Source organism: Streptomyces sp. NPDC028289 (assembly GCF_055565975.1).
In genome coordinates, this window is the sequence record NZ_JBVHTI010000002.1 from 1,142,713 (window position 1) to 1,164,314 (window position 21,602).

Here is a 21,602-nt window from a genome sequence, read left to right on the forward strand (position 1 = left end):
CCCACAGCAGAACGATTTCGCACGACTGCACGAAGGGGAAGCCATGACAGCGACGACCGACGGAAGCACCGGGGCCACCCTGCCGCCCCGGGCCGACTCGGCCAGCACCGAACTCACCACCCCCGTGGCGGCCGGGGTACAAGAAGCCGCCGAACGCGCGGTACGGCGTGCCACCGACCATCTGCTCGCCCAGCAGGACGCGCAGGGCTGGTGGAAGGGCGACCTGGAGACCAACGTCACCATGGACGCCGAGGACCTGCTGCTCCGCCAGTTCCTGGGGATCCGCGACGAGTCCACGACCGCCGCGGCCGCCCTCTTCATCCGCGGCGAGCAGCGCGAGGACGGCACCTGGGCCACCTTCTACGGCGGCCCCGGCGAACTCTCCACCACCATCGAGGCGTACGTCGCCCTGCGGCTGGCCGGGGACGCGCCCGACGCGCCCCACATGGCGAAGGCGTCGGCCTGGATCCGCGAGCGCGGCGGGATCGCCGCAGCCAGGGTCTTCACCCGGATCTGGCTGGCCCTGTTCGGCTGGTGGAAATGGGAGGACCTGCCCGAACTCCCGCCGGAACTCCTGTACTTCCCCAAGTGGTTCCCGCTCAGCATCTACAACTTCGGCCAGTGGGCCCGCCAGACCATCGTGCCGCTCACCGTGGTCTCGGCCAAGCGCCCGGTGCGCCCGGCCCCCTTCCCGCTGGACGAGCTCCACACCGACCCGGCCGACCCCAACCCGCCCCAGCCCCTTGCCCCGGTGGTGAGCTGGGAGGGCGTCTTCCAGCGGCTCGACAAGGTTGTCCGCGGCTACCGCAAGGTCGCGCTGGGACGGCTGCGCTCCTCCGCCCTGAAGTCCGCCGCCCGCTGGATCGTCGAGCGCCAGGAGAACGACGGCGCCTGGGGCGGCATCCAGCCCCCGGCCGTCTACTCGGTGATCGCGCTGTACCTGCTCGGGTACGACCTCGAACACCCCGTGATGCGCGCGGGGCTGGAGTCGCTGGATCGTTACGCCGTGTGGCGCGAGGACGGCGCCCGGATGATCGAGGCCTGTCAGTCCCCGGTGTGGGACACCTGTCTGGCCACCATCGCCCTCGCCGACGCCGGACTCCCCGCCGACCACCCGCAGCTGGTCAAGGCGGCCGACTGGATGCTCGGCGAGCAGATCGTCCGCCCCGGCGACTGGGCGGTCAAACGGCCCCAGCTCCCGCCGGGCGGCTGGGCGTTCGAGTTCCACAACGACAACTACCCCGACATCGACGACACCGCCGAGGTCGTCCTCGCGCTGCGCCGGGTCAGGCACCACGACCCGGAGCGGATGGAGAAGGCGATCGGGCGCGGGGTGCGCTGGAACCTCGGCATGCAGTCGAAGAACGGGGCCTGGGGCGCCTTCGACGTCGACAACACCAGTCCGTTCCCCAACCGGCTGCCGTTCTGCGACTTCGGCGAGGTCATCGACCCGCCGTCGGCCGACGTCACCGCGCACGTCGTGGAGATGCTCGCCTTCGAGGGCATGTCCCACGACCCGCGCACCCGGCGCGGCATCGAGTGGCTGCTCGCCGAACAGGAGCCGAACGGCGCCTGGTTCGGGCGCTGGGGCGTCAACTACGTCTACGGCACGGGATCCGTGGTACCCGCGCTCACGGCCGCCGGGCTGCCCGCCTCGCACCCGGCGATCCGTCGTGCGGTGACCTGGCTGGAGCAGGTCCAGAACGAGGACGGCGGCTGGGGCGAGGACCTGCGCTCCTACAAGTACGCCGGCGACTGGAGCGGCCGCGGCGCCTCCACCGCCTCCCAGACGGCCTGGGCGCTGATGGCGCTGCTCGCGGCGGGGGAGAAGGACGCCAAGGCCGTCGAGCGGGGTGTCCGGTGGCTCGCCGAGACGCAGGCCGAGGACGGCTCCTGGGACGAGCCCTACTTCACCGGCACCGGCTTCCCCTGGGACTTCTCCATCAACTACCACCTCTACCGGCAGGTCTTCCCGCTCACCGCGCTCGGCCGCTATGTGCACGGTGAACCCGCCCCCGAGGCAGAGGGGGACTGATGAGCGCCACGCCCGCGCCGGCCCCGCTGCTGATCGCCTGCGCCCTCGGCATCGAGCACCTCGCCCTGCGCGCCGGCGAACGCGGGGGCGCGGGCGGACCCGTCACCGTGCTGCGCACCGGCATGGGCCCCAGGGCGGCGGAACGGTCCGTCACCCGGGTCCTGGCCGACCCCGCGCTGGCCGGTGCCGCGGTGCTGGCGACGGGCTTCTGCGCGGGACTGGCCCCCGGCATGCACCCCGGCGACCTGGTCGTCGCCGAGGAGACCCGGGACCCCCGCGGCAGCGTCCCGTGCGTGGGCACCGAACTCCTCGTGAAGGAACTCGTACGGACCCTGCCCGGCCGCACCGTCCACACCGGACCCGTCACCGGCTCCGATCACGTCGTCCGCGGTCACGAGCGGTCGGATCTGCTCGCGACCGGCGCAATCGCGGTCGACATGGAATCGGCGGCCACGCTCCTGAGCGCCGTGCACGCGGGCGAGCGCCCGGTTGCGGCCGTCAGGGTGGTCGTGGACGCTCCTGAACATGAACTCGTCCGGATCGGCACGGTGCGCGGTGGAATATCTGCTTTCCGCGTTCTTCGATCCGTTCTTCCAGCTTTCTTCGAATGGCACCGTTCTTTGCTGCTCCCCCGGAGGTGAGCCAGATGGCCATGCCGCTGCGTCAGTCGATCAAGGTCGCTACTTACTTGGCCGAACAGAAGCTCCGCAAGCGGGACAAGTTCCCGTTGATCGTGGAGCTGGAACCCCTGTTCGCGTGCAACCTGAAATGTGAGGGCTGCGGCAAGATCCAGCACCCGGCGGGGGTGTTGAAGCAGCGCATGCCGGTCGCGCAGGCGGTCGGGGCGGTGCTGGAGTCCGGTGCGCCGATGGTGTCCATCGCGGGCGGCGAACCCCTGATGCACCCTCAGATCGACGAGATCGTGCGGCAGTTGGTGGCGAAGCGGAAGTACGTCTTCCTGTGCACCAACGCCATGCTGCTGCGCAAGAAGATGGACAAGTTCACGCCCTCGCCCTACTTCGCCTTCGCGGTGCACATCGACGGGCTGCGCGAGCGGCACGACGAGTCCGTCGCGAAGGAAGGCGTGTTCGACGAGGCGGTGGCGGCCATCAAGGAGGCCAAGCGGCGCGGCTTCCGGGTGACCACCAACTCGACCTTCTTCAACACGGACACCCCGCAGACCATCATCGAGGTGCTCAACTTCCTCAACGACGACCTCAAGGTCGACGAGATGATGATCTCGCCCGCCTACGCCTACGAGAAGGCCCCCGACCAGGAGCACTTCCTCGGCGTGGAACAGACCCGCGAGCTCTTCAAGAAGGCCTTCGCGGGCGGCAACCGCAAGAAGTGGCGGCTCAACCACTCCCCGCTCTTCCTGGACTTCCTGGAGGGCAAGGTCGACTTCCCGTGCACGGCCTGGGCGATCCCGAACTACTCGCTCTTCGGCTGGCAGCGCCCCTGCTACCTGATGAGTGACGGGTACGTGCCGACGTACCGCGAACTCATCGAGAAGACCGACTGGGACAAGTACGGCCGCGGCAAGGACCCGCGCTGCGCCAACTGCATGGCGCACTGCGGTTACGAGCCCACCGCCGTCCTCGCCACCATGGGGTCGCTCAAGGAGTCGCTCCGCGCGATGCGCGAGACGGTCTCCGGGAACCGGGAGTGACGGCATGACCGCGGTTTCCCTGGGCCTCCCGGAGGTCCCGGCCCGGCCGGTCGCCGAGCGGCGCGTGTCCCGGCAGATCCACGTCGGGCCCGTGGCGGTCGGCGGCGGGGCCCCGGTGTCGGTGCAGTCGATGACCACGACCCGCACCTCCGACATCGGCGCCACCCTCCAGCAGATCGCCGAACTCACCGCGTCCGGCTGCCAGATCGTCCGCGTCGCCTGCCCCACGCAGGACGACGCGGACGCCCTGGCGACGATCGCGCGGAAGTCCCAGATCCCGGTGATCGCGGACATCCACTTCCAGCCGAAGTACGTCTTCGCGGCCATCGAGGCCGGGTGCGCCGCGGTCCGCGTGAACCCCGGCAACATCAAGAAGTTCGACGACCAGGTGCGGGAGATCGCGCGGGCCGCCAAGGACCACGGGACCCCGATCCGCATCGGGGTCAACGCGGGCTCGCTCGACCGCCGGCTCCTTGAGAAGCACGGCAGGGCGACCCCCGAGGCGCTGGTCGAGAGCGCTCTCTGGGAGGCCTCGCTCTTCGAGGAGCACGACTTCCGGGACATCAAGATCTCGGTCAAGCACAACGACCCTGTCGTGATGATCGAGGCGTACCGGCAGCTGGCAGCCCAGTGCGACTACCCGCTGCACCTCGGCGTCACGGAGGCCGGCCCGGCGTTTCAGGGCACGATCAAGTCGGCCGTCGCCTTCGGGGCGTTGCTCTCGCAGGGCATCGGTGACACGATCCGCGTCTCGCTGTCCGCCCCGCCCGCCGAGGAGGTCAAGGTCGGCATCCAGATCCTGGAGTCGCTGAACCTCAGGCAGCGGCGCCTGGAGATCGTCTCCTGCCCGTCCTGCGGGCGCGCCCAGGTAGACGTCTACAAGCTGGCGGACGAGGTGACGGCAGGTCTTGAGGGCATGGAGGTGCCGCTGCGCGTCGCCGTCATGGGATGCGTGGTCAACGGTCCCGGCGAGGCACGGGAGGCCGACCTGGGGGTCGCCTCCGGCAACGGCAAGGGCCAGATCTTCGTGAAGGGCGAGGTCGTCAAGACCGTGCCCGAGTCGAAGATCGTGGAGACCCTCATCGAGGAAGCGATGAAGATCGCCGAGCAGATGGAGCAGGACGGCGCCGGGTCCGGAGCACCCGCCGTCACGGTGAGCTGAACAGCACGGACCGAGAGGGGGCCGAGCGTGACGATTCTGGAGACCATCCGGGGACCACGCGACCTGAAGGCGCTGTCCGAGGCGGAACTCGGCGAACTGTCCGAAGAAATACGCGAGTTCCTGGTGCACGCGGTCGCCAGGACCGGCGGCCACCTCGGGCCCAACCTGGGCGTCGTGGAGCTGACCGTCGCGCTGCACCGGGTCTTCGAGTCCCCGGCCGACCGCATCCTCTGGGACACCGGCCACCAGAGCTACGTCCACAAGCTGCTGACCGGCCGTCAAGACTTCTCCAAGCTGCGCGGCAAGGGCGGCCTGTCCGGATACCCCTCGCGCGAGGAGTCCGAGCACGACGTCATCGAGAACAGCCACGCCTCCACCGCGCTCGGTTGGGCCGACGGCCTCGCCAAGGCCCGCCAGGTGCAGGGGGAGAAGGGCCATGTCGTCGCGGTGATCGGCGACGGCGCGCTGACCGGCGGGATGGCCTGGGAGGCGCTCAACAACATCGCGGCCGCCAAGGACCGGCCGCTGATCATCGTCGTCAACGACAACGAGCGGTCGTACGCCCCCACCATCGGCGGTCTCGCCAACCACCTCGCCACGCTGCGCACGACGGACAGCTACGAGCAGGTGCTGGCCTGGGGCAAGGACGTGCTCCTGCGCACCCCGCTCGTGGGCAACACCATCTACGAGTCCCTGCACGGCGCCAAGAAGGGCTTCAAGGACGCCTTCGCCCCGCAGGGCATGTTCGAGGACCTGGGCCTCAAGTACGTCGGCCCGATCGACGGCCACGACATCAAGGCCGTGGAGTCGGCGCTCCGGCGCGCGAAACGTTTCCACGGGCCGGTGCTCGTGCACTGCCTCACGGAGAAGGGGCGCGGCTACGAGCCCGCCCTCGCCCATGAGGAGGACCACTTCCACACCGTCGGCGTGATGGACCCGCTCACCTGCGAGCCGCTCGCGCCGTCCAACGGCCCTTCCTGGACCTCGGTGTTCGGCGACGAGATCGTCCGGATCGGCGAGGAGCGGGACGACGTCGTGGCGATCACCGCGGCCATGCTGCACCCGGTCGGCCTCGGCAAGTTCGCCGAGCGCTTCCCCGACCGGGTGTGGGACGTGGGCATCGCCGAGCAGCACGCGGCGGTCTCGGCGGCCGGCCTCGCGACCGGCGGACTGCACCCGGTCGTCGCCGTCTACGCCACGTTCCTGAACCGTGCCTTCGACCAGTTGCTGATGGACGTGGCGCTGCACCGGTGCGGGGTGACCTTCGTCCTGGACCGCGCGGGTGTGACGGGAGTCGACGGGGCGTCGCACAACGGCATGTGGGACATGTCCGTCCTCCAGGTGGTCCCCGGCCTGCGGATCGCCGCCCCGCGCGACGCCGAACAGCTGCGGCTCCAGCTGCGCGAGGCGGTCGCCGTGGACGACGCGCCCACCCTGGTCCGCTTCCCGAAGGAGTCGGTGGGCCCGGAGATCCCGGCGGTCGACCGGGTCGGCGGGATCGACGTCCTGCACTGCGGGGAGGACGCGGCGGTGCTGCTGGTCGCGGTCGGCGTGATGGCGCCGGTGTGCCTGCAGGCCGCGGAGCTGCTGGCTGCCCGGGGGATCAACTGCACGGTGGTGGACCCCCGTTGGGTCAAGCCCGTGGATCCCGCGCTGCCGGTGCTGGCGGCCCGGCACGATCTGGTGGCCGTCGTCGAGGACAACAGCCGGGCGGCCGGGGTGGGCGCGGCGGTGGCGCTGGCGCTGGGCGACGCGGAAGTGGACGTGCCGGTGCGGCGGTTCGGGATTCCGGAGCAGTTCCTGGCGCATGCGAAGCGGGCGGAGGTGCTGGCCGACATCGGGCTCACGCCGGTGGAGATCGCGGGGCGGATCGGGGCGAGCCTCGCGGGGCGGGGGGCCGACGGTGCCTACGGGGGTGCCGCGGGGGGTCGTGTGGCGGGTGCGGCGCCGTCCGGGCTGGTCGCGCAGATCCCCGCGCCCCTGAGGGGCGCTGATGCCGAGGGTGTTGACAAGGAGAGGCAATGAGTACGGAGTTCGACCTCGGCGCACTGCTGGCCGAGCGCGGAGCCGAGCGCTACGAGCTGCATGCGAAGTACCTCAACCACCAGCTCCCGCGCATGCTGCACACCATCGGCTTCGACAAGGTCTACGAGCGGGCCGAGGGTGCGCACTTCTGGGACGCGGACGGCAACGACTACCTGGACATGCTCGCCGGGTTCGGGGTGATGGGGCTGGGCCGCCACCACCCCGTCGTCCGCAAGGCCCTGCACGACGTCCTGGACGCCCGGCTGGCCGACCTCACCCGCTTCGACTGCCAGCCGCTGCCCGGGCTGCTCGCCGAGCGGCTCCTCGTGCACAGCCCGCACCTGGACCGGGTGTTCTTCGGCAACAGCGGCACCGAGTCGGTCGAGACGGCCCTGAAGTTCGCCCGCTTCGCCACCGGCAGACCCCGTGTCCTCTACTGCGACCACGCCTTCCACGGCCTGACCACCGGCTCGCTGTCGGTCAACGGCGAGGACGGCTTCCGGGACGGCTTCGCCCCGCTGCTGCCCGACACCGCCGTACCCCTCGGCGATCTCGACGCGCTCGCCCGCGAGCTGAAGAAGGGCGACGTGGCCGCCCTGATCGTCGAGCCGATCCAGGGCAAGGGCGTGCACGAGGCACCGCCCGGCTATCTGCGCGCCGCGCAGGAGCTGCTGCACAGGCACAAGGCGCTGCTGATCGCCGACGAGGTGCAGACCGGCCTCGGCCGCACCGGCGACTTCTACGCCTACCAGCACGAGGACGGCGTCGAGCCGGACCTGGTGTGCGTGGCGAAGGCGCTGTCCGGCGGGTACGTCCCGGTCGGGGCCACCCTCGGCAAGGACTGGATCTTCAAGAAGGTCTACTCCTCCATGGACCGTGTCCTGGTCCACTCGGCCAGCTTCGGCGCCAACGCCCAGGCCATGGCCGCCGGGCTCGCCGTCCTGTCGGTCATGGAGAACGAACAGACCGTCGCCAACGCCCGGGCCGTGGGGGAGCAGCTCAAGTCCCGGCTCGCCGCGCTGACCGACAAGTACGAGCTGCTCGCCGAGGTGCGCGGCCGGGGCCTGATGATCGGCATCGAGTTCGGCCGGCCCAGCTCGCTGAAGCTGCGCAGCCGCTGGACCATGCTGCAGGCGGCCCGCAGGGGCCTGTTCGCCCAGATGGTCGTCGTACCGCTGCTGCAGCGGCACCGGATCCTCACCCAGGTGTCCGGCGACCACCTGGAGGTGATCAAGCTCATCCCGCCGCTGGTCCTCGACGAGTCGGACGTGGACCGCTTCGTGGACGCCTTCACGGACGTCATGGACGACGCCCACAGCGGTGGCGGCCTGATGTGGGACTTCGGCAAGACGCTGATCAAGCAGGCGGTGGCCAACCGCTAGCCTTTTGCCTCTGAGGCAAAAAAATTGCCTCCTAGGCAAAGCTGCGGCTGAATGGAGGCATGAGCTCCTCCGACAACGAGCGGGCGGGCGGGCCGGTCGACGACCTGCCTGCCGTCGCCCCGCAGCTGCGCGCCCTGCGCCGCCGCGCCGGTCTCACCCTGGAGGCCGCCGCCCGCGACGCCGGGCTGTCGCCCGCGCATCTGTCCCGCCTGGAGACCGGACAGCGGCAGCCCTCGCTGCCGATGCTGCTCGCGCTCGCGCGTGTCTACAGTACGACGGTATCGGATCTGCTGGGGGAGACCGTCGCCGACCGGGACGCGATCGTGCGCGCCGGCGACATGGAACCGACCCGCGCCGGCGGCTGGACCTACTGGCAGGCCGGGGCGTCCGGCCGGGGCATGCAGGCGCTGCGCGTCCGGGTGCCGTACGGCTCCCAGGGCGACATCGTGCGGGTGCATCCCGGCGAGGAGTGGCTGCACGTCCTGCGCGGCCGGCTCCGGCTGCGCCTCGGTGACACCACCCATGTGCTCGCGCCCGGCGACAGCGCGCACTTCGACTCCCTGACCCCGCACCGGCTCGCCGCCGAGGACCAGGACGGGGTCGAGCTCCTGTTCGTCCACACCCTGCTGCAGAGTCCCACGGCCACGCTGTGCCTGGGACCGATCACTGGAGAGCTGCCGTGAGCAATATCGAGGAGAAGTTCCCCCGGTCCCTGTGGATCCGGCTGGTCATCTACCTGGCCGTCGGGCACGCCCTGGCCGGCTTCCTCTACCTGCTGTTCGCCCTCGGCGGCAAGGGCTGAGCCGCCGCCCTCCGCCCGGCCTCAGTCGAGCAGACGCTCGCGCAGCCGCTCCCGGGTCTCCGGGGCCAGCTTCAGGCCCTGCTCCAGGTACGTGTCGACCTCGCCCCACATCTCCGCGATACTCTCGAAGGCCGCCGTCAGGTACTCCGCGCGGGCGTCGAAGAGCGGGCTGAGCAGGTCCATCACCTCGGGGCTGTAGGCGCCGTCCCCGCCGCCGCTGCGCCGCACCTTGTAGCGGCGGTGCTTGGCATTGGACTCCAGGTAGTCGGCGAGGATCGCGTCCCGCTCCACACCCACCGCCAGCAGCGTCACGGCTATGGAGATGCCCGCCCGGTCCTTGCCGGCCGCGCAGTGCATCAGCGCCGGGACGCTGTCCTCGGCGAGCGCGTGCAGCACGCGCGAGTGCTCGTCGGTGCGGTCCTTGACGATGGTGCGGTACGAGCTGACCATCCGGGCCGCGGCCCTGCCGTCGCCCAGGAGCCCGCGCAGCTGGTCGATCTCCCCCTCGCGGACCATCTTCCAGAAGTCCGCGCCGTGCGCCGGGTCGGTCAGCGGCAGGTTCAGGTTCCGCACGCCGGGCAGCTCGACGTCCGGGCCCTCCAGCTTCTGGTCGGCCGCGTTGCGGAAGTCGAAGATCGTGTGCAGGCCGAGCGAGGCGAGGAACTCCGCGTCCTGCTCCGTCGCGTGCGCCAGATGGCCGCTGCGGAACAGCACGCCCGGCCGCACCCGGCGCCCGTCCACGGTCGGCAGGCCACCCACGTCACGGAAGTTGCGCACGCCGGCGAGCTCGGGCTCGGTCGACGGGACCTGCTGCGTCACGGGGGGCTCCTCCCGGTCGGCCCCGTCGGCGCTGCTCGTCGACGGGCACTGGACCGACCATACGACATCGGTTTCCACGGGCAATGAGTTGTCCACAGGCGTCGTCTCGGCGGCCCATGGCCCTTGCTTCCGGAGCCCGCGGCCCTTGATGATGTTGGGGCTTGAGCGGATCTGTTGGCACCTGTGTGAGGTTTCTCGATGGTGGACATCGCCGAAAACGGTCGTACCTGGCTCCTGTCGGGCCCCGCCAGCAGCTACGCGCTGCATCTGACGGAGTCCGACGAACTGCTCCACCTGCACTGGGGGCCGAGGATCCGGCTCGCCGACGCCGAGGAGCTCGGCACCCGGGGGCTGCCCGGCTACTGGCCCTTCGAGTCCCCGCTGGACGGCCGCGAGGAGTATCCCGTCGAGGGCGGCCCCCGCTTCGTCCGCCCCGCCCTGTCCGTGCGGACCGAGGAGCGCCGGGGCACCGAGTGGACCTTCGACTCCTACGAGGTCGAGGAGGACGAGCTCCGGCTGCGCTTCACGGACGACGGCATCGTCATCACCCTGCACTACCGGATGCGCGGCGACGTCGTCGAGCGCTGGGTGACCGTCGACAACGAGGGGCACACGCGCGTGGAGCTGCTGCGCGCCGACCCCGCCACCTGGACGCTCCCCGACCGTGAGGGCTGGCGGCTCTCCCAGCTGCACGGCCGCTGGGCCGCGGAGTCCCGGCTCACCAGCACCCCGCTCACCTACGGCGAGAAGGTCATCGGCAGCCGCCGCGGCCACACCGGCCACCAGCACCTGCCCTGGGTCGCCCTCGACACCGACGCCACCGAGGAGCGCGGCGAGGTCTGGGGCTGCGCCCTCGGCTGGTCCGGCTCCTGGCGGATCGCGGTCGCCCAGCTCCCGGACGCGCGCGTGCAGATCACCGGCGGCGCCGGCTACGACGACTCGGGCCTGCTGATGCTGGCCGAGGGCGAGTCGTACACCAGCCCCGTCTTCGCGGGCCTGTGGACCGACGGCGGTTTCGGCGGGGCGAGCCGCGCCTGGCACGCCTACCAGCGGGCGTACATCATCCCGGACGCCGATCAGGACCGGCCGGTGCTGTTCAACTCCTGGGAGGCCACCACCTTCGACATCTCCGAGGAGCAGCAGGCCACCCTCGCCCGCCGGGCCGCCGCGATCGGCGTCGAGCTGTTCGTGGTGGACGACGGCTGGTTCGGCGCCCGCACCAGCGACCGCGCCGGGCTCGGCGACTGGACGCCCAACCCGGACCGCTTCCCGAAGGGTCTCAAGCCGCTCGCCGACTACGTGCACGCCCTCGGCATGCAGTTCGGCATCTGGGTCGAGCCCGAGATGGTCAACCCGGACAGCGACCTGTACCGCGCACACCCCGACTGGGTGCAGTACCAGCCGGGACGGAAGCGGACGGAACTCCGCAACCAGCTCGTCCTCAACCTCGCCCGCGAGGACGTCCAGGAGTACCTGTGGGAGCAGCTCGACGCCCTGCTGTCCAGCGCTCCGATCGACTACGTCAAGTGGGACTTCAACCGCTGCTTCACGGACGCGGGCTGGCCCGGCGAGCCCTACCCGCAGCGCCTGTGGGTCGACCACGTGCGCGGGCTGTACGCCTTGCTCGACCGGATCCGGGCGGCCCACCCGAACGTGGCCATCGAGTCGTGCTCCGGCGGCGGCGGGCGGATCGACCTCGGGATCATGAGCCGTACCGACGAGGTGTGGACCTCCGACAACACCGACCCGCTGGACCGGCTCGCCATCCAGCACGGTTTCAGCCAGATCCACCCCGCCCGGGTGATGTCGGCCTGGGTCACCGACAGCCCGAACCACCAGCTCAACGGCCGGGTCAGCAGCCTGCGTTTCCGGTTCGTCAGCTCCATGGCCGGTGCGCTCGGCATCGGCGGCGACCTCTCGCAGTGGACCGAGGAGGAGCTCGCCGAGGCCGGCCGCTGGGTGGAGCTCTACAAGGAGATCCGGCACCAGGTGCAGCGCGGCGATCAGTTCCGGCTGCGGCCGCCGGCCGGCGGGCTCAGCGCGGTGCAGTACACGCTCGGCGACGAGACCGTCGTCCTCGCCTGGCTGCAGGCCCAGAGCTACGGCGAGCCGGCGCCGGCGCTGAGGCTGCAGGGGCTCGATCCGACAGCGTCATACGAATGCCGCGAAACGGGCGAAGTGCACCGGGGTGCCGTCCTGTTGCACCACGGGCTGCGCACCGGACTGAAGGGCGACCTGGATGCGGCAGTCATCCGGCTTCGCCGGATCTGACACATATGCCCGAATAGGTGCCTTCATTACAACTCGGCGTGTAATAAGGGGACGTGGCATGACGTGCGTGAGGAGCGTCATATTCGTGACCGTCCGTCGCGCGTCATGCTCACGTAATCCCGGTGTTCCGTAAGCGGATTGGAAAAGCGAACAGGCCGGAATTCACGGAGAGTGACCGGGATTTCCGGTAACGGATCAAGTGAAACCCGGACGGCCGGAACCGGACGCTTGTCCACGTCCGTCCTACTCGCTTACGTTCGCCACACATCCGGACGGAACGCCGAATCCTGCCGCCGCCCGGAGTCCCCACACACACTCACCCGTGCCCGGCAGGAGCGGGGGACCCACCAGGTAAGACCGCCTGTTCCGGTTCCCGGGACGGCTAGGGGTACAGCCACGCTTTCCGCCGTGGCCGGGCAGCTCCAGCCCGAACCCGACAGCTCACCTCGCAGGCGCCGGAGAGGAATGCGCCATGCCCGCGAAGGGTAAGCACCGCCGCCCCAAGTCCCAGCGTTTCACCCGCTCGATGGCCGTCGCCGGAACCGGTGGCGCCGCGCTGGCTCTGCCGCTCATGGGGGCCACCGGCGCCCACGCGGCCACTACGCAGTCCGTTTCCGAAAAGGCCGCCCAGACGCTTCCCGTGATCGGGAAGACCGCGGTGAAGGAGGCGCCCGCGGGGAATTCCGGCGCCGCGCATTTCGCGCACCGCATCTACACGGTGGTGCCCGGTGACTATCTCTCGAAGATCGCCCGCGAGCAGAACGTCCGCGGCGGCTGGCACCGGCTCTACGCCGACAACCGGCAGGCGGTCGGCGACAACCCCTCGCTGATCCACCCCGGACTCAAGCTCACCCTCGGTGGCCGGCACACCACGACGACGGACTCCGGCTCCCGTCCGCAGACGCAGTCGAACCCGCAGTCGTATTCCTCCTCCTCGTCCTCGGCCTCCTCGTCCTCCTCGTCCTCGTCCTCCTCCGCGGACGGCTCCGACGGTTCGGTCGCGACCACCTCCGGCTTCAACCTCCCGGTCGCCGCCGGCGCCGTCGGCACCGGTTACCACGTGGCCGGCAGCATGTGGTCCAGCGGCTACCACACGGGCGTCGACTTCGTCGTCCCGACCGGCACCCCGGTCAAGGCCGTCGGCGCGGGCACGGTCGTCACGGCCGGCTGGGGCGGCGCCTACGGCAACCAGGTCGTCATCCGGCTCGCCGACGGCTACTACGCGCAGTACGGCCACCTCTCCGCCCTCTCCGTCTCGGTCGGCCAGACCGTGACCGCGGGCCAGCAGGTCGGTCTCTCCGGCGCGACCGGCAACGTGACCGGCCCGCACCTGCACTTCGAGATCCGCACCACCCCCGACTACGGCTCGGACGTGGACCCGGTCGCCTATCTCCGCTCCAAGGGTGTCGCCGTCGGCTGACCAGGGGCCCTACGACCGACGCTTCAACGTCGGTGTTCAGGGCCTTATTCCAAGGTTGGCAAAGTATTTAAAAGTGTCTTATCTCACCGAGCGTCAACCCCTTATTACGGTCGCGTAGGTCACAACCGAAGGTGAATCATGGTCCGACGTGGGAGACGATTCGAAGAATGACAATGCATCAGTGATCGGGTCGTACGCGGCGGTGGGGGACAGCTTCACCGAGGGCGTGGGAGACCCCGGCCCCGACGGGGCGTTCGTCGGCTGGGCCGACCGGTTCGCGGTACTGCTGTCCGACCGGCGGCCCGAGGGCGACTTCGGTTACACCAACCTCGCCGTGCGCGGGAAACTGCTCGACCAGATCGTGGCGGACCAGGTGCCGCAGGCCCTGGAACTCGCCCCGGACCTGGTCTCCTTCTGCGCGGGCGGCAACGACATCATCCGCCCCGGCACCGACCCCGACGAGGTGGCCGAGCGGTTCGAGCGGGCCGTGGCCCGGCTGACCGAGGCCGTCGGTACGGTGCTGGTGACCACCGGCTTCGACACCCGGGGCGTGCCCGTCCTCAAGCACATGCGCGGCAAGATCGCCACGTACAACGGACATGTCCGGGCCATCGCCGACCGGTACGGCTGCCCCGTCCTGGACCTGTGGTCCCTGAAGACCATTCAGGACCGGCGGGCCTGGGACGACGACCGGCTGCACCTCTCTCCCGAGGGGCACACACGCGTGGCGCTGCGTGCGGGCCAGGTGCTCGGCGTCGAGGTGCCGGCCGACCCGGACCAGCCGTGGCCCCCGCTGCCGCCCCGCGGCACCCTGGAGGTCCGCCGCGACGACGTGCACTGGGCCCGCGAGTACCTCGTCCCCTGGATCGGGCGCCGGCTGCGCGGGGAGTCGTCCGGCGACCACGTGACGGCCAAGGGAGCGCTCTCCCCGGACGACATCAAGATGCGGATCGCTTCCGTGGCCTGAGGCGGAACCGGCGGGTAAGGGGTGGCCGCATTGCGGGCCGCCCCTTACTGCTGCCCGGACAGCCCCAGTTCGCGCGCCAGCGCCTCGTCGGCCCACTCCTGGGCCCTGGACCGGGCCACGGCACCGGGATACGACGTCAGCTGGACGGCGAGCCCGTCGAGCAGCGCGGTCAGCCGCAGCGCCGCAGCCGGGGGGTCAGGGCAGCCGAACTCGCCCGCGGCCACCCCCTCGGCGATGACCTCGGCGATCGCCGCCTTCCACTGCTGGTCCAGGCCCTTGGTGACGTCCCGTAGCGCGGGCTCGCGCAACGCCACCGCCCAGCCCTCGATCCACAGCCGCCAGCCCTTGGCCTGCCCGGTCGGCGCATACCAGCGCACCGCGGCCCGCAGCCGGCGCAGCGCCGACGTACGGCGGCCCAGCAGCTTGCGCAGATGCGCCAGGTCGTCCTCGGCGGCGTAGGTGAAGGCGGCGGCGACCAGCTTCTCCTTCGTCGAGAAGTGGTACAGCACCAGCGCGTTGCTCACCCCGAGCGCCGAGGCCACATCGGCGATCCGCACCGCCGCCACGCCCCGCGCCTCGATCTGTTCGATGGCGGCCCGCAGCAGTTCCTCCCGCCGCTCGGCCACGCTCAACCGCACTCTCGCCACGCGGTCACCCTAATCGGTCGTTCCCCCGTCCGCGTCGCCGTCTCAGGCCAGCGGCAGCCGCATGATCGTCAGGTCCAGCCGGCGGCCGAACTTGGTGCCCACCTCCCGGACCGTGCCGACGTGCTCGAACCCGAACCGGTCGTGCAGCCGGATCGACGCGGCGTTCCGGGCCTCGATGCCGGCGATCATCACATGGTGGCCGGCCTCGCGCGCCGCGGCGATGAGTGGGCCAAGCAGCGCGGAGCCGATGCCGAGCCCCTGGCTGCCCTCGCGGACGTAGACGGAGTTCTCCACCGTGTGCCGGTAGCCGTCCAGGGCGCGCCACGGGCCGTAGACCGCGAACCCGGCCACCTCTCCCGGCGCGTCGGCGACCTCGGCCACGAGCGCCGAGCCACGTTCGAGGTGGGCGGCGAACCAGGCCGCGCCCTCGGCGGGTGACTGCGGGGTCTCGGTCCACAGGGCCGTCGAGTGCTCGATCGCGTGATTGCGGATCGCGCGGACGGCCTCCTCGTCACCTGGACGGGCCGGGCGCACCGCCACCACGCATCTCTCGTATATTGGATTCATGTCCAACATAGTAGAACCACCGGTGGACCCGCTGGTGCGGCAGATCGCCGCCCGGGTCCGCACCGAACGGGAGCGCCGCCGCTGGACGCTGGCGCAGCTCGCGGACGCCTCCGGTGTCTCCCCGGCGATGATCAGCCGGATCGAACGCGGCGAGAGCAGCCCCACCGCGGTCGTCCTCGGCAAGCTGTCCGCCGCCTTCCAGATCGGCGTCGCCTCGCTGCTGGCCCTCGCCGAGGGCATGCAGGGCGCACAGGAACCCCTGGCCGACACCCCGGGCGTGCGGCGCGGCGCCGACGCCGCCGAGTGGCGCGACCCCGGCACCGGCTACCGGCGCCGCCAGATCACCGGCCCGCGCTTCCCGGCGGAGATCGCCGAGATCCGGCTGCCCGCCGGAGCCCGGGTGCCCTACCCGGCCGCGGCCTTCGCCTTCGTACGGCAGCTCGTCTGGGTCCTCGACGGCAAGCTCACCTTCCACGACGGCGACACGGTCCACGAACTCGACGCCGGCGACACCGTCGAACTCGGCGCACCCGTCGAGCGCGTCTTCGCCAACACCACCGACGCCGAGTGCCGTTACGCCGTCGTCCTCACCCGCGACACCCGGCCGTGAGCCGGCCGCTGCCCCGTGGCGGCACGTTCCTGCTGGCCGCCACAGCCGGGACGGCGATCGCGAACAACTACGCCGTGCAGCCCGCGCTCACCGCGGTCGCCACCGACCTGGACGTGCCGCTCTCCGTGATCGGCCTGGTGCCGACCGCCGCGCTCGCCGGCTGCATGACCGGCTTCGCCCTGTTGCTCCCGCTCACCGACCACCTCGCCCCCAACCGCCTGGTCGCCGCACAGCTCACGGCCCTGGCCGCCGCCCTCGGGCTCGCCGCCACCGCGCACGACGAGTTCGTACTGCTGACCGCCTACCTGCTCGTCGGCGCCGCCGCCAGTGTGGCCGCCCAGGCCGGCAACATCGCCGGCCGGCACGCCCCGCGGGGCCGCGGCGGGACCGGCGTCGCCCTCGTCGCCGCCGGCATGTCGGCCGGCATCCTGCTCAGCCGGCTGGCGGGCGGCGCCCTCACCGACGCCCTCGGCTGGCGGCGGATGCTCCTCGTCTTCGCCGCCGTCGCGCTGCTCGGCGCGCTCGCCGCCGCCACGCTCCTGCCCCGGCAACGGCCGCACGCCTCCCGCGGTTACCGCGCCACCCTGAGAGCCCTCCCGCCGCTGCTGCTGCATCAGCCGGGGCTGCGGCGCGCGGTGGCCACCGGCGCGCTCTGGTACTTCGCCTTCAACCTCGTCTGGATCGCCCTGACCCTGGCCCTGGCCCAGCCACCGCACTCGTTCGGACCGGCCGCCATCGGCCTCTACAGCCTGGCCGGGCTCCTCGGCTTCGCCGCGCTCCCGCTCACCGGCCGCCTCACCGACCGGTACGGCCCGCGCACGGTGATCACCGCCGCCGTGCTCGCGGCCGCGGCCGGTACCGCCCTGCTGGCCACGGGCCTGGACACCCCCTGGCACACCGCCCTCGGCCTCGCCCTCTTCGACGCCGGCTGCTTCGCCGCCCAGGCGGCCAACCAGAGCCGCGTGATCGCCCTCGACCCCGCCCGCTCCGGCAGCCTCAGCAGCGTCTACCTCGTGGTGTACTTCACGATCGGGGCCCTCGGTACGGCCGTCGCCGCGCCCCTGCTCGACGCGCTCGGCTGGCGGGACACCAGCCTCACGGCCCTGAGCGCGCTGCTCCTCGCCGCCGCTCTCGGACGCCGCTGACGGCAGGTCGTCACCGGTACCAGCCGAACCGCTCCGCGATCACCGGCAGCCGGTCGGTCACCAGGGCGTGGGCCGCGGCCCGCGGAGTCGTGCCGTCGGACTCCGCACGGTCCAGCATCAGCTCCACCAGAGCCCGCATCGAGCGGCGGATGTGGGCGAACGCCTCGTCGGCGGCGGGGCCGACGTCGCCGAACAGGGTCCACCACCACCAGGCGTTGGTGCCCGAGTTGACCACCACGTCCGGCAGCACGGTCACCCCGCGCGCGGTGAGCCGTTCCTCCGCCTCGGGGAGCACCGGCATGTTGGCCGCCTCCACGATCCAGCGGGCGGTGACCAGGTGTGCGTTGGCGGCGTCGACCACGTACGACACCGCCGCCGGCACCAGCACCTCCGCGTCGGCGGACAGCCAGGCGTCGCCCGGCAGTTCCACGTCCCCGGGGCGCAGCGCCGCGCGGTCGACGGTGCCGTAGGCGTCCCGCGCGCGCAGCAGCGCCTCCACGTCCAGACCCGCCGGGTTGGCGATCGTGCCCTTGACGTCGGCGACCGCGACGACCGTGAGCCCCGCGCGGGCGAGGAACCGTGCCGTGGCCCCGCCCATCGTGCCGAGGCCCTGCACGGCGACCCGCGTCCCCGCGTGCGGCACCCCGGCCCGGTCCAGCGCCGTCAGCGCCGACTCGGCGACCCCGCAGCCGCCGGCCAGCTCGTCGAGACCGATCCCGTCCACCTCGACGGCGAAGGCGTCCGCCAGCCGCCGCCGGGCCGCCGCCTCGTCGTCCAGCAGCGGATACACGGCCTGGATCGAGGAGACCAGCCCCGCCTCGGCCGCCGCCCGGTCCACCAGGTCCTGGGTGAGCCCGAGGTCCTCGCCGGTGGTCCAGAAACCCTCCACGTACGGCCGCATGGCGCGCAGGTAGCGGACGAGCAGGGCGTACGACCCAGGGTCCTGCGGATCGCAGTCGATGCCGCCCTTGGCGCCGCCCAGCGGGATGTAGCGGCCCTCGGGGTTGTAGTGCAGGGCCTCCTTCATCGTCATGCCGCGCGCGAGCCCGGTCACCTCCTCCAGGGTGCAGCCGGGCCGCATCCGCAGACCGCCGCTGGCCACGCCCCGGACCAGCCGGTCGACGACCAGGAAGCCCTGGCGGCCGGTGACGTGGTCGGTCCAGACGAGGGACATCAGGGGAGCGGTCACGGGGGCTCCTCGGGAGCGGTGTGAAGAAGCGGTGTTACTGAACAGTGGGTCAGTATCGGGAGGCGGACGGTGCGGTGTCAACGCCGACTGTCCGAAAGGCCGACCATAATGGGGACCTCGGCGACACCACTGGAGGTACCGTGACCGGTTTGCGTTCCCTGAGCTCCGGGCTCCGCGTGCTGCGGCCCGCTGCCTTCGGCGCGGACCCCGGCGGCGCGCGCCTGGCCCGTATCCAGGGCTCCCCGCACTTCGCGGACGGTGTCTTCCAGAACCCCGGCGGCACCACCCGGATGCGGCCCTCGGGGTCGATGCTGGAGTTCGCCAAGACCTACTTCGAGAAGGAGCAGCGCGCCCGCAGAGCCCCCCGGGGCACGGTCCCGGTGCACCCCACCACCGTCGCCGACCTCGGCCGGCCCGCCGCCACCGGCCTGCGGGTGACGTGGATGGGCCACTCCAGCGTCCTCGCCGAGATCGACGGACACCGCGTCCTGTTCGACCCCGTCTGGGGCGAACGCTGCTCCCCGTTCCCGTTCGCCGGGCCCAAGCGGCTGCACCCGGTTCCGCTGCCGCTCGCCGCGCTCGGCCCGGTCGACGTCGTGGTCATCTCGCACGACCACTACGACCACCTCGACCTGCCGACCATCAAGGCGCTGGCCGGCACGGACACCGTGTTCGCCGTGCCGCTCGGCGTCGGCGCCCACCTCGAACACTGGGGAGTGCCCGCCGACCGGCTGCGCGAGCTGGACTGGCACGAGGAGACCAAGATCGGCGGACTCACCCTGACGGCCACACCCGCCCGCCACTTCTGCGGCCGGGGACTGCGCAACACCCAGCACACCCTGTGGGCGTCCTGGGCCGTCGCGGGCGAGGAGCACCGGATCTACCACAGCGGTGACACCGGCTACTTCGACGGCTTCAAGGACATCGGCGCCGACCACGGCCCCTTCGACGTGACGATGATCCAGATCGGTGCGTACAGCGAGTTCTGGCCCGACATACACATGACGCCCCAGGAGGGCATGCGCGCCCACCTCGACCTCCAGGGCGGCCAGCCGCACGGCGTGCTGCTGCCGATCCACTGGGGAACCTTCAACCTCGCCCCGCACGCCTGGGCCGAGCCGGGGGAGTGGACCAAGGACGCCGGCGACGAGGCGGGCCAGGCGGTCGCGCTGCCGCGTCCCGGCGAGCCCTTCGAGCCGTCCGGCAAGCTGCCCGCGGACCCCTGGTGGCGTGCGGTCTCGGCGCCGGTCGCCCGGCCCTGGCAGCGCGAGAAGCGGCCGGAGGGCGCCCCCGGGCAGGGGGACCTCGGTCTCGCGGGCGAACTGTGACGACTGGCTGTCGGTGAGGAACGTGACGAAAGACCGGTGATTTCGGCACCGCTGTGGCGGTGACGTGAAAGTGGCGTGCATGCCCCTGCACAACCTGGGCAGGGGCACCGTCATGAGCCATGCACATATGCCAAGTCCCGCTTTTTTACCGGGACTCGAGCTCTCCCGGCGCTTCTACACCGAGGTCGTCCGCCCTCTCCTGGAGGAGGCCGCTCCCGGCATACCCCACTCCGCCGCCCGCATCGGCGCGGGCTCCGAGGTGCTCGGTTACGACACCGAGCGCTCCGCCGACCACGAATGGGGCCCGCGGCTCCAGCTCTTCCTCCACTCCCACGATGTGAACCGCCACGCCGGACGCATCAGACATGTGCTCGCCGAACACCTCCCCAAGACCTTCCACGGCTGGCCCACCCACTTCGCCGCCACGGGGGACCGGGACATCGGCGTCATGCGGGTCACCGACGGTCCCGTACACCACCGCGTCGAAGTGACCGGTGTCTCCTCCTGGTTCCGGGCCACCCTCGGCCTCGACCCCGCTTCCGGGGTCACCCCGACCGACTGGCTCGCCCTGCCCACCCAGCTCCTCGCCGAGGTCACCGCGGGCGCCGTCTTCCACGACGGCCTCCACACGCTCACCCCGGCCCGCGCCGCCCTGCGCTGGTACCCCCACGACCTCTGGCTCCACGTCCTCGCCTGCCAGTGGCAGCGCGTCTCCCAGGAGGAGGCCTTCGTCGGCCGCTGCGGCGAGGTCGGCGACGAGCTGGGCTCCGCCGTCGAGGCCGCGCGCCTGGTCCGCGACCTCATGCGGCTCTGCCTGCTGATGGACCGGCGCTACCCGCCGTACGGCAAATGGCTCGGCAGTGCCTTCGCCCGCACCCCCGCGGCCCCGCGGCTCACCTCCGAACTCACCGCCGTTCTCGCCGCCACCGACTGGCACCTGCGCGAGCGTCACCTGGCGCAGGCGTACGAGATCGTCGCCCACCTGCACAACGAACTGGAACTCACCGACCGGGTCGACCCGGCCACGCGCCCCTACCACTCCCGCCCCTACCGGGTGCTGCGCGCCGACCGCTTCACCCGGGCCCTCGCCGCCCGCATCAAGGACCCGGACATACGGGAGCTGCGCAGGGCCGGCGCGGTGGACCAGTTCATCGACAGCGCGGACCTCCTGAGCCGCCCGGACCTGGCCCGGGCCGCGACCGACGCCGTGACGGGCATCGACACCCACGACGGCCCGCCCCGCGCCCCGACGAAGGACCGCCGGAGCCAAGACGGTCACCGTGGGTGACGCTCTGGGGGGTGGTGGAGAGGGTGTGGACGACCTTGCGGCCGCCCCGGCGGGCCGGCCGAGGGTGCGCGCACCGAGGGGAGGCGAGTGGGGCGGAGCGCCGGAAGCCGCGACCCGCATCTTCTGTGTCTGACCGTTTCTGAGCAGGTCGGATCGTCGGTTGACTGTTCGAGGGTGGGGCGGTGAGGGGGTTATCGGTCTTTCGTACGACGGCTCATACCAGAGCGGGACCATCTCCGGGGGACTTTGTCAACTGCCCACCGCACATGATGCGTC

Annotated in this window: 19 protein-coding genes and 1 riboswitch; of the genes, 15 read left to right on the plus strand and 4 right to left on the minus strand. The window is 71.5% G+C overall.

The window, feature by feature from the left end; all coding sequences use genetic code 11:
* Positions 1-43 precede the first annotated feature (43 nt).
* Genes shc through ACZ4UV_RS13105 form a run of 8 tightly spaced genes read left to right on the plus strand, consistent with a single transcriptional unit; the run spans position 44 to position 9,075 of the window.
* On the plus strand, positions 44-2,035 hold the full coding sequence (shc, locus tag ACZ4UV_RS13070) for a squalene--hopene cyclase (RefSeq protein ID WP_451016815.1): 1,992 nt from the start codon (positions 44-46) through the stop codon (positions 2,033-2,035).
* On the plus strand, positions 2,035-2,676 hold the full coding sequence (locus ACZ4UV_RS13075) for a phosphorylase family protein (RefSeq protein WP_351490674.1): 642 nt from the start codon (positions 2,035-2,037) through the stop codon (positions 2,674-2,676). The genes shc and ACZ4UV_RS13075 overlap by 1 nt, the downstream gene beginning before the upstream one ends.
* A 5-nt stretch (positions 2,677-2,681) precedes the next feature.
* Positions 2,682-3,704 carry an adenosyl-hopene transferase HpnH gene (gene hpnH / locus ACZ4UV_RS13080; RefSeq protein WP_132887281.1) on the plus strand — a complete coding sequence of 341 codons (1,023 nt, stop codon included), beginning with the start codon at positions 2,682-2,684 and terminating at the stop codon, positions 3,702-3,704.
* Positions 3,705-3,708: 4 nt separating this feature from the next.
* Entirely contained in the window at positions 3,709-4,866 is a 1,158-nt protein-coding gene (gene ispG, locus ACZ4UV_RS13085; protein WP_390036992.1) for a flavodoxin-dependent (E)-4-hydroxy-3-methylbut-2-enyl-diphosphate synthase, read from the plus strand.
* A 27-nt stretch (positions 4,867-4,893) separates the two neighbouring features.
* Positions 4,894-6,891 carry a 1-deoxy-D-xylulose-5-phosphate synthase gene (gene dxs / locus ACZ4UV_RS13090; RefSeq protein ID WP_467837757.1) on the plus strand — a complete coding sequence of 666 codons (1,998 nt, stop codon included), beginning with the start codon at positions 4,894-4,896 and terminating at the stop codon, positions 6,889-6,891.
* Positions 6,888-8,273, plus strand: a complete 1,386-nt coding sequence (locus tag ACZ4UV_RS13095) for an aspartate aminotransferase family protein (RefSeq protein WP_451016817.1) — start codon at positions 6,888-6,890, stop codon at positions 8,271-8,273. The genes dxs and ACZ4UV_RS13095 overlap by 4 nt, the downstream gene beginning before the upstream one ends.
* Before the next feature lie 59 nt (positions 8,274-8,332).
* Positions 8,333-8,956: a helix-turn-helix domain-containing protein gene (locus ACZ4UV_RS13100; RefSeq protein ID WP_467837759.1), complete on the plus strand. Its 624-nt coding sequence runs from the start codon at positions 8,333-8,335 to the stop codon at positions 8,954-8,956.
* Positions 8,953-9,075 carry a DUF6126 family protein gene (locus ACZ4UV_RS13105; RefSeq protein ID WP_293992196.1) on the plus strand — a complete coding sequence of 41 codons (123 nt, stop codon included), beginning with the start codon at positions 8,953-8,955 and terminating at the stop codon, positions 9,073-9,075. Before ACZ4UV_RS13100 ends, ACZ4UV_RS13105 begins: the two co-directional genes overlap by 4 nt.
* A 21-nt stretch (positions 9,076-9,096) precedes the next feature.
* Here the strand turns inward: ACZ4UV_RS13105 and ACZ4UV_RS13110 are convergent, their stop codons facing one another.
* Positions 9,097-9,894: a tyrosine-protein phosphatase gene (locus ACZ4UV_RS13110; RefSeq protein ID WP_451016818.1), complete on the minus strand. Its 798-nt coding sequence runs from the start codon at positions 9,892-9,894 to the stop codon at positions 9,097-9,099.
* Between the two features lie 198 nt (positions 9,895-10,092).
* On the opposite strand from ACZ4UV_RS13110, the gene ACZ4UV_RS13115 reads away from it, so the two are divergent.
* From ACZ4UV_RS13115 to ACZ4UV_RS13125, 3 genes are all read left to right on the plus strand, one after another.
* Positions 10,093-12,165: an alpha-galactosidase gene (locus ACZ4UV_RS13115; protein WP_467837762.1), complete on the plus strand. Its 2,073-nt coding sequence runs from the start codon at positions 10,093-10,095 to the stop codon at positions 12,163-12,165.
* 307 nt (positions 12,166-12,472) lie between these two features.
* Positions 12,473-12,633, plus strand: a riboswitch (cyclic di-AMP (ydaO/yuaA leader).
* 4 nt (positions 12,634-12,637) lie between these two features.
* The gene (locus ACZ4UV_RS13120) at positions 12,638-13,585 is read left to right on the plus strand and encodes a M23 family metallopeptidase (protein ID WP_467837764.1); all 948 of its coding nucleotides are present in this window, start codon (positions 12,638-12,640) and stop codon (positions 13,583-13,585) included.
* A 181-nt stretch (positions 13,586-13,766) separates the two neighbouring features.
* Positions 13,767-14,552: an SGNH/GDSL hydrolase family protein gene (locus tag ACZ4UV_RS13125; protein ID WP_351490655.1), complete on the plus strand. Its 786-nt coding sequence runs from the start codon at positions 13,767-13,769 to the stop codon at positions 14,550-14,552.
* A gap of 44 nt (positions 14,553-14,596) precedes the next feature.
* Here the strand turns inward: ACZ4UV_RS13125 and ACZ4UV_RS13130 are convergent, their stop codons facing one another.
* Entirely contained in the window at positions 14,597-15,199 is a 603-nt protein-coding gene (locus tag ACZ4UV_RS13130) for a TetR/AcrR family transcriptional regulator (RefSeq protein WP_451019795.1), read from the minus strand.
* 42 nt (positions 15,200-15,241) lie between these two features.
* Positions 15,242-15,766, minus strand: a complete 525-nt coding sequence (locus ACZ4UV_RS13135; RefSeq protein ID WP_451019796.1) for a GNAT family N-acetyltransferase — start codon at positions 15,764-15,766, stop codon at positions 15,242-15,244.
* Between ACZ4UV_RS13135 and ACZ4UV_RS13140 the strand changes: the two genes are divergently transcribed.
* Positions 15,765-16,376 carry a helix-turn-helix domain-containing protein gene (locus tag ACZ4UV_RS13140; RefSeq protein WP_451019797.1) on the plus strand — a complete coding sequence of 204 codons (612 nt, stop codon included), beginning with the start codon at positions 15,765-15,767 and terminating at the stop codon, positions 16,374-16,376. The two genes, ACZ4UV_RS13135 and ACZ4UV_RS13140, sit on opposite strands and share 2 nt — an antisense overlap.
* Positions 16,373-17,521: an MFS transporter gene (locus ACZ4UV_RS13145; RefSeq protein WP_351490644.1), complete on the plus strand. Its 1,149-nt coding sequence runs from the start codon at positions 16,373-16,375 to the stop codon at positions 17,519-17,521. The genes ACZ4UV_RS13140 and ACZ4UV_RS13145 overlap by 4 nt, the downstream gene beginning before the upstream one ends.
* A 10-nt stretch (positions 17,522-17,531) precedes the next feature.
* Here ACZ4UV_RS13145 and ACZ4UV_RS13150 read toward each other — a convergent pair whose 3' ends face one another.
* The gene (locus ACZ4UV_RS13150; protein ID WP_467837767.1) at positions 17,532-18,710 is read right to left on the minus strand and encodes a glutamate dehydrogenase; all 1,179 of its coding nucleotides are present in this window, start codon (positions 18,708-18,710) and stop codon (positions 17,532-17,534) included.
* A gap of 140 nt (positions 18,711-18,850) precedes the next feature.
* Between ACZ4UV_RS13150 and ACZ4UV_RS13155 the strand changes: the two genes are divergently transcribed.
* Both ACZ4UV_RS13155 and ACZ4UV_RS13160 read left to right on the plus strand, forming a co-directional pair.
* Positions 18,851-20,038 (plus strand): MBL fold metallo-hydrolase, encoded by a 1,188-nt coding sequence (locus ACZ4UV_RS13155; RefSeq protein ID WP_451019799.1) that lies wholly within the window; start codon positions 18,851-18,853, stop codon positions 20,036-20,038.
* Between the two features lie 127 nt (positions 20,039-20,165).
* A complete protein-coding gene (locus ACZ4UV_RS13160; protein ID WP_467837945.1) occupies positions 20,166-21,326 on the plus strand; it encodes a DUF4037 domain-containing protein in 1,161 nt (386 codons plus the stop codon).
* The last annotated feature ends 276 nt before the right edge of the window (positions 21,327-21,602 follow it).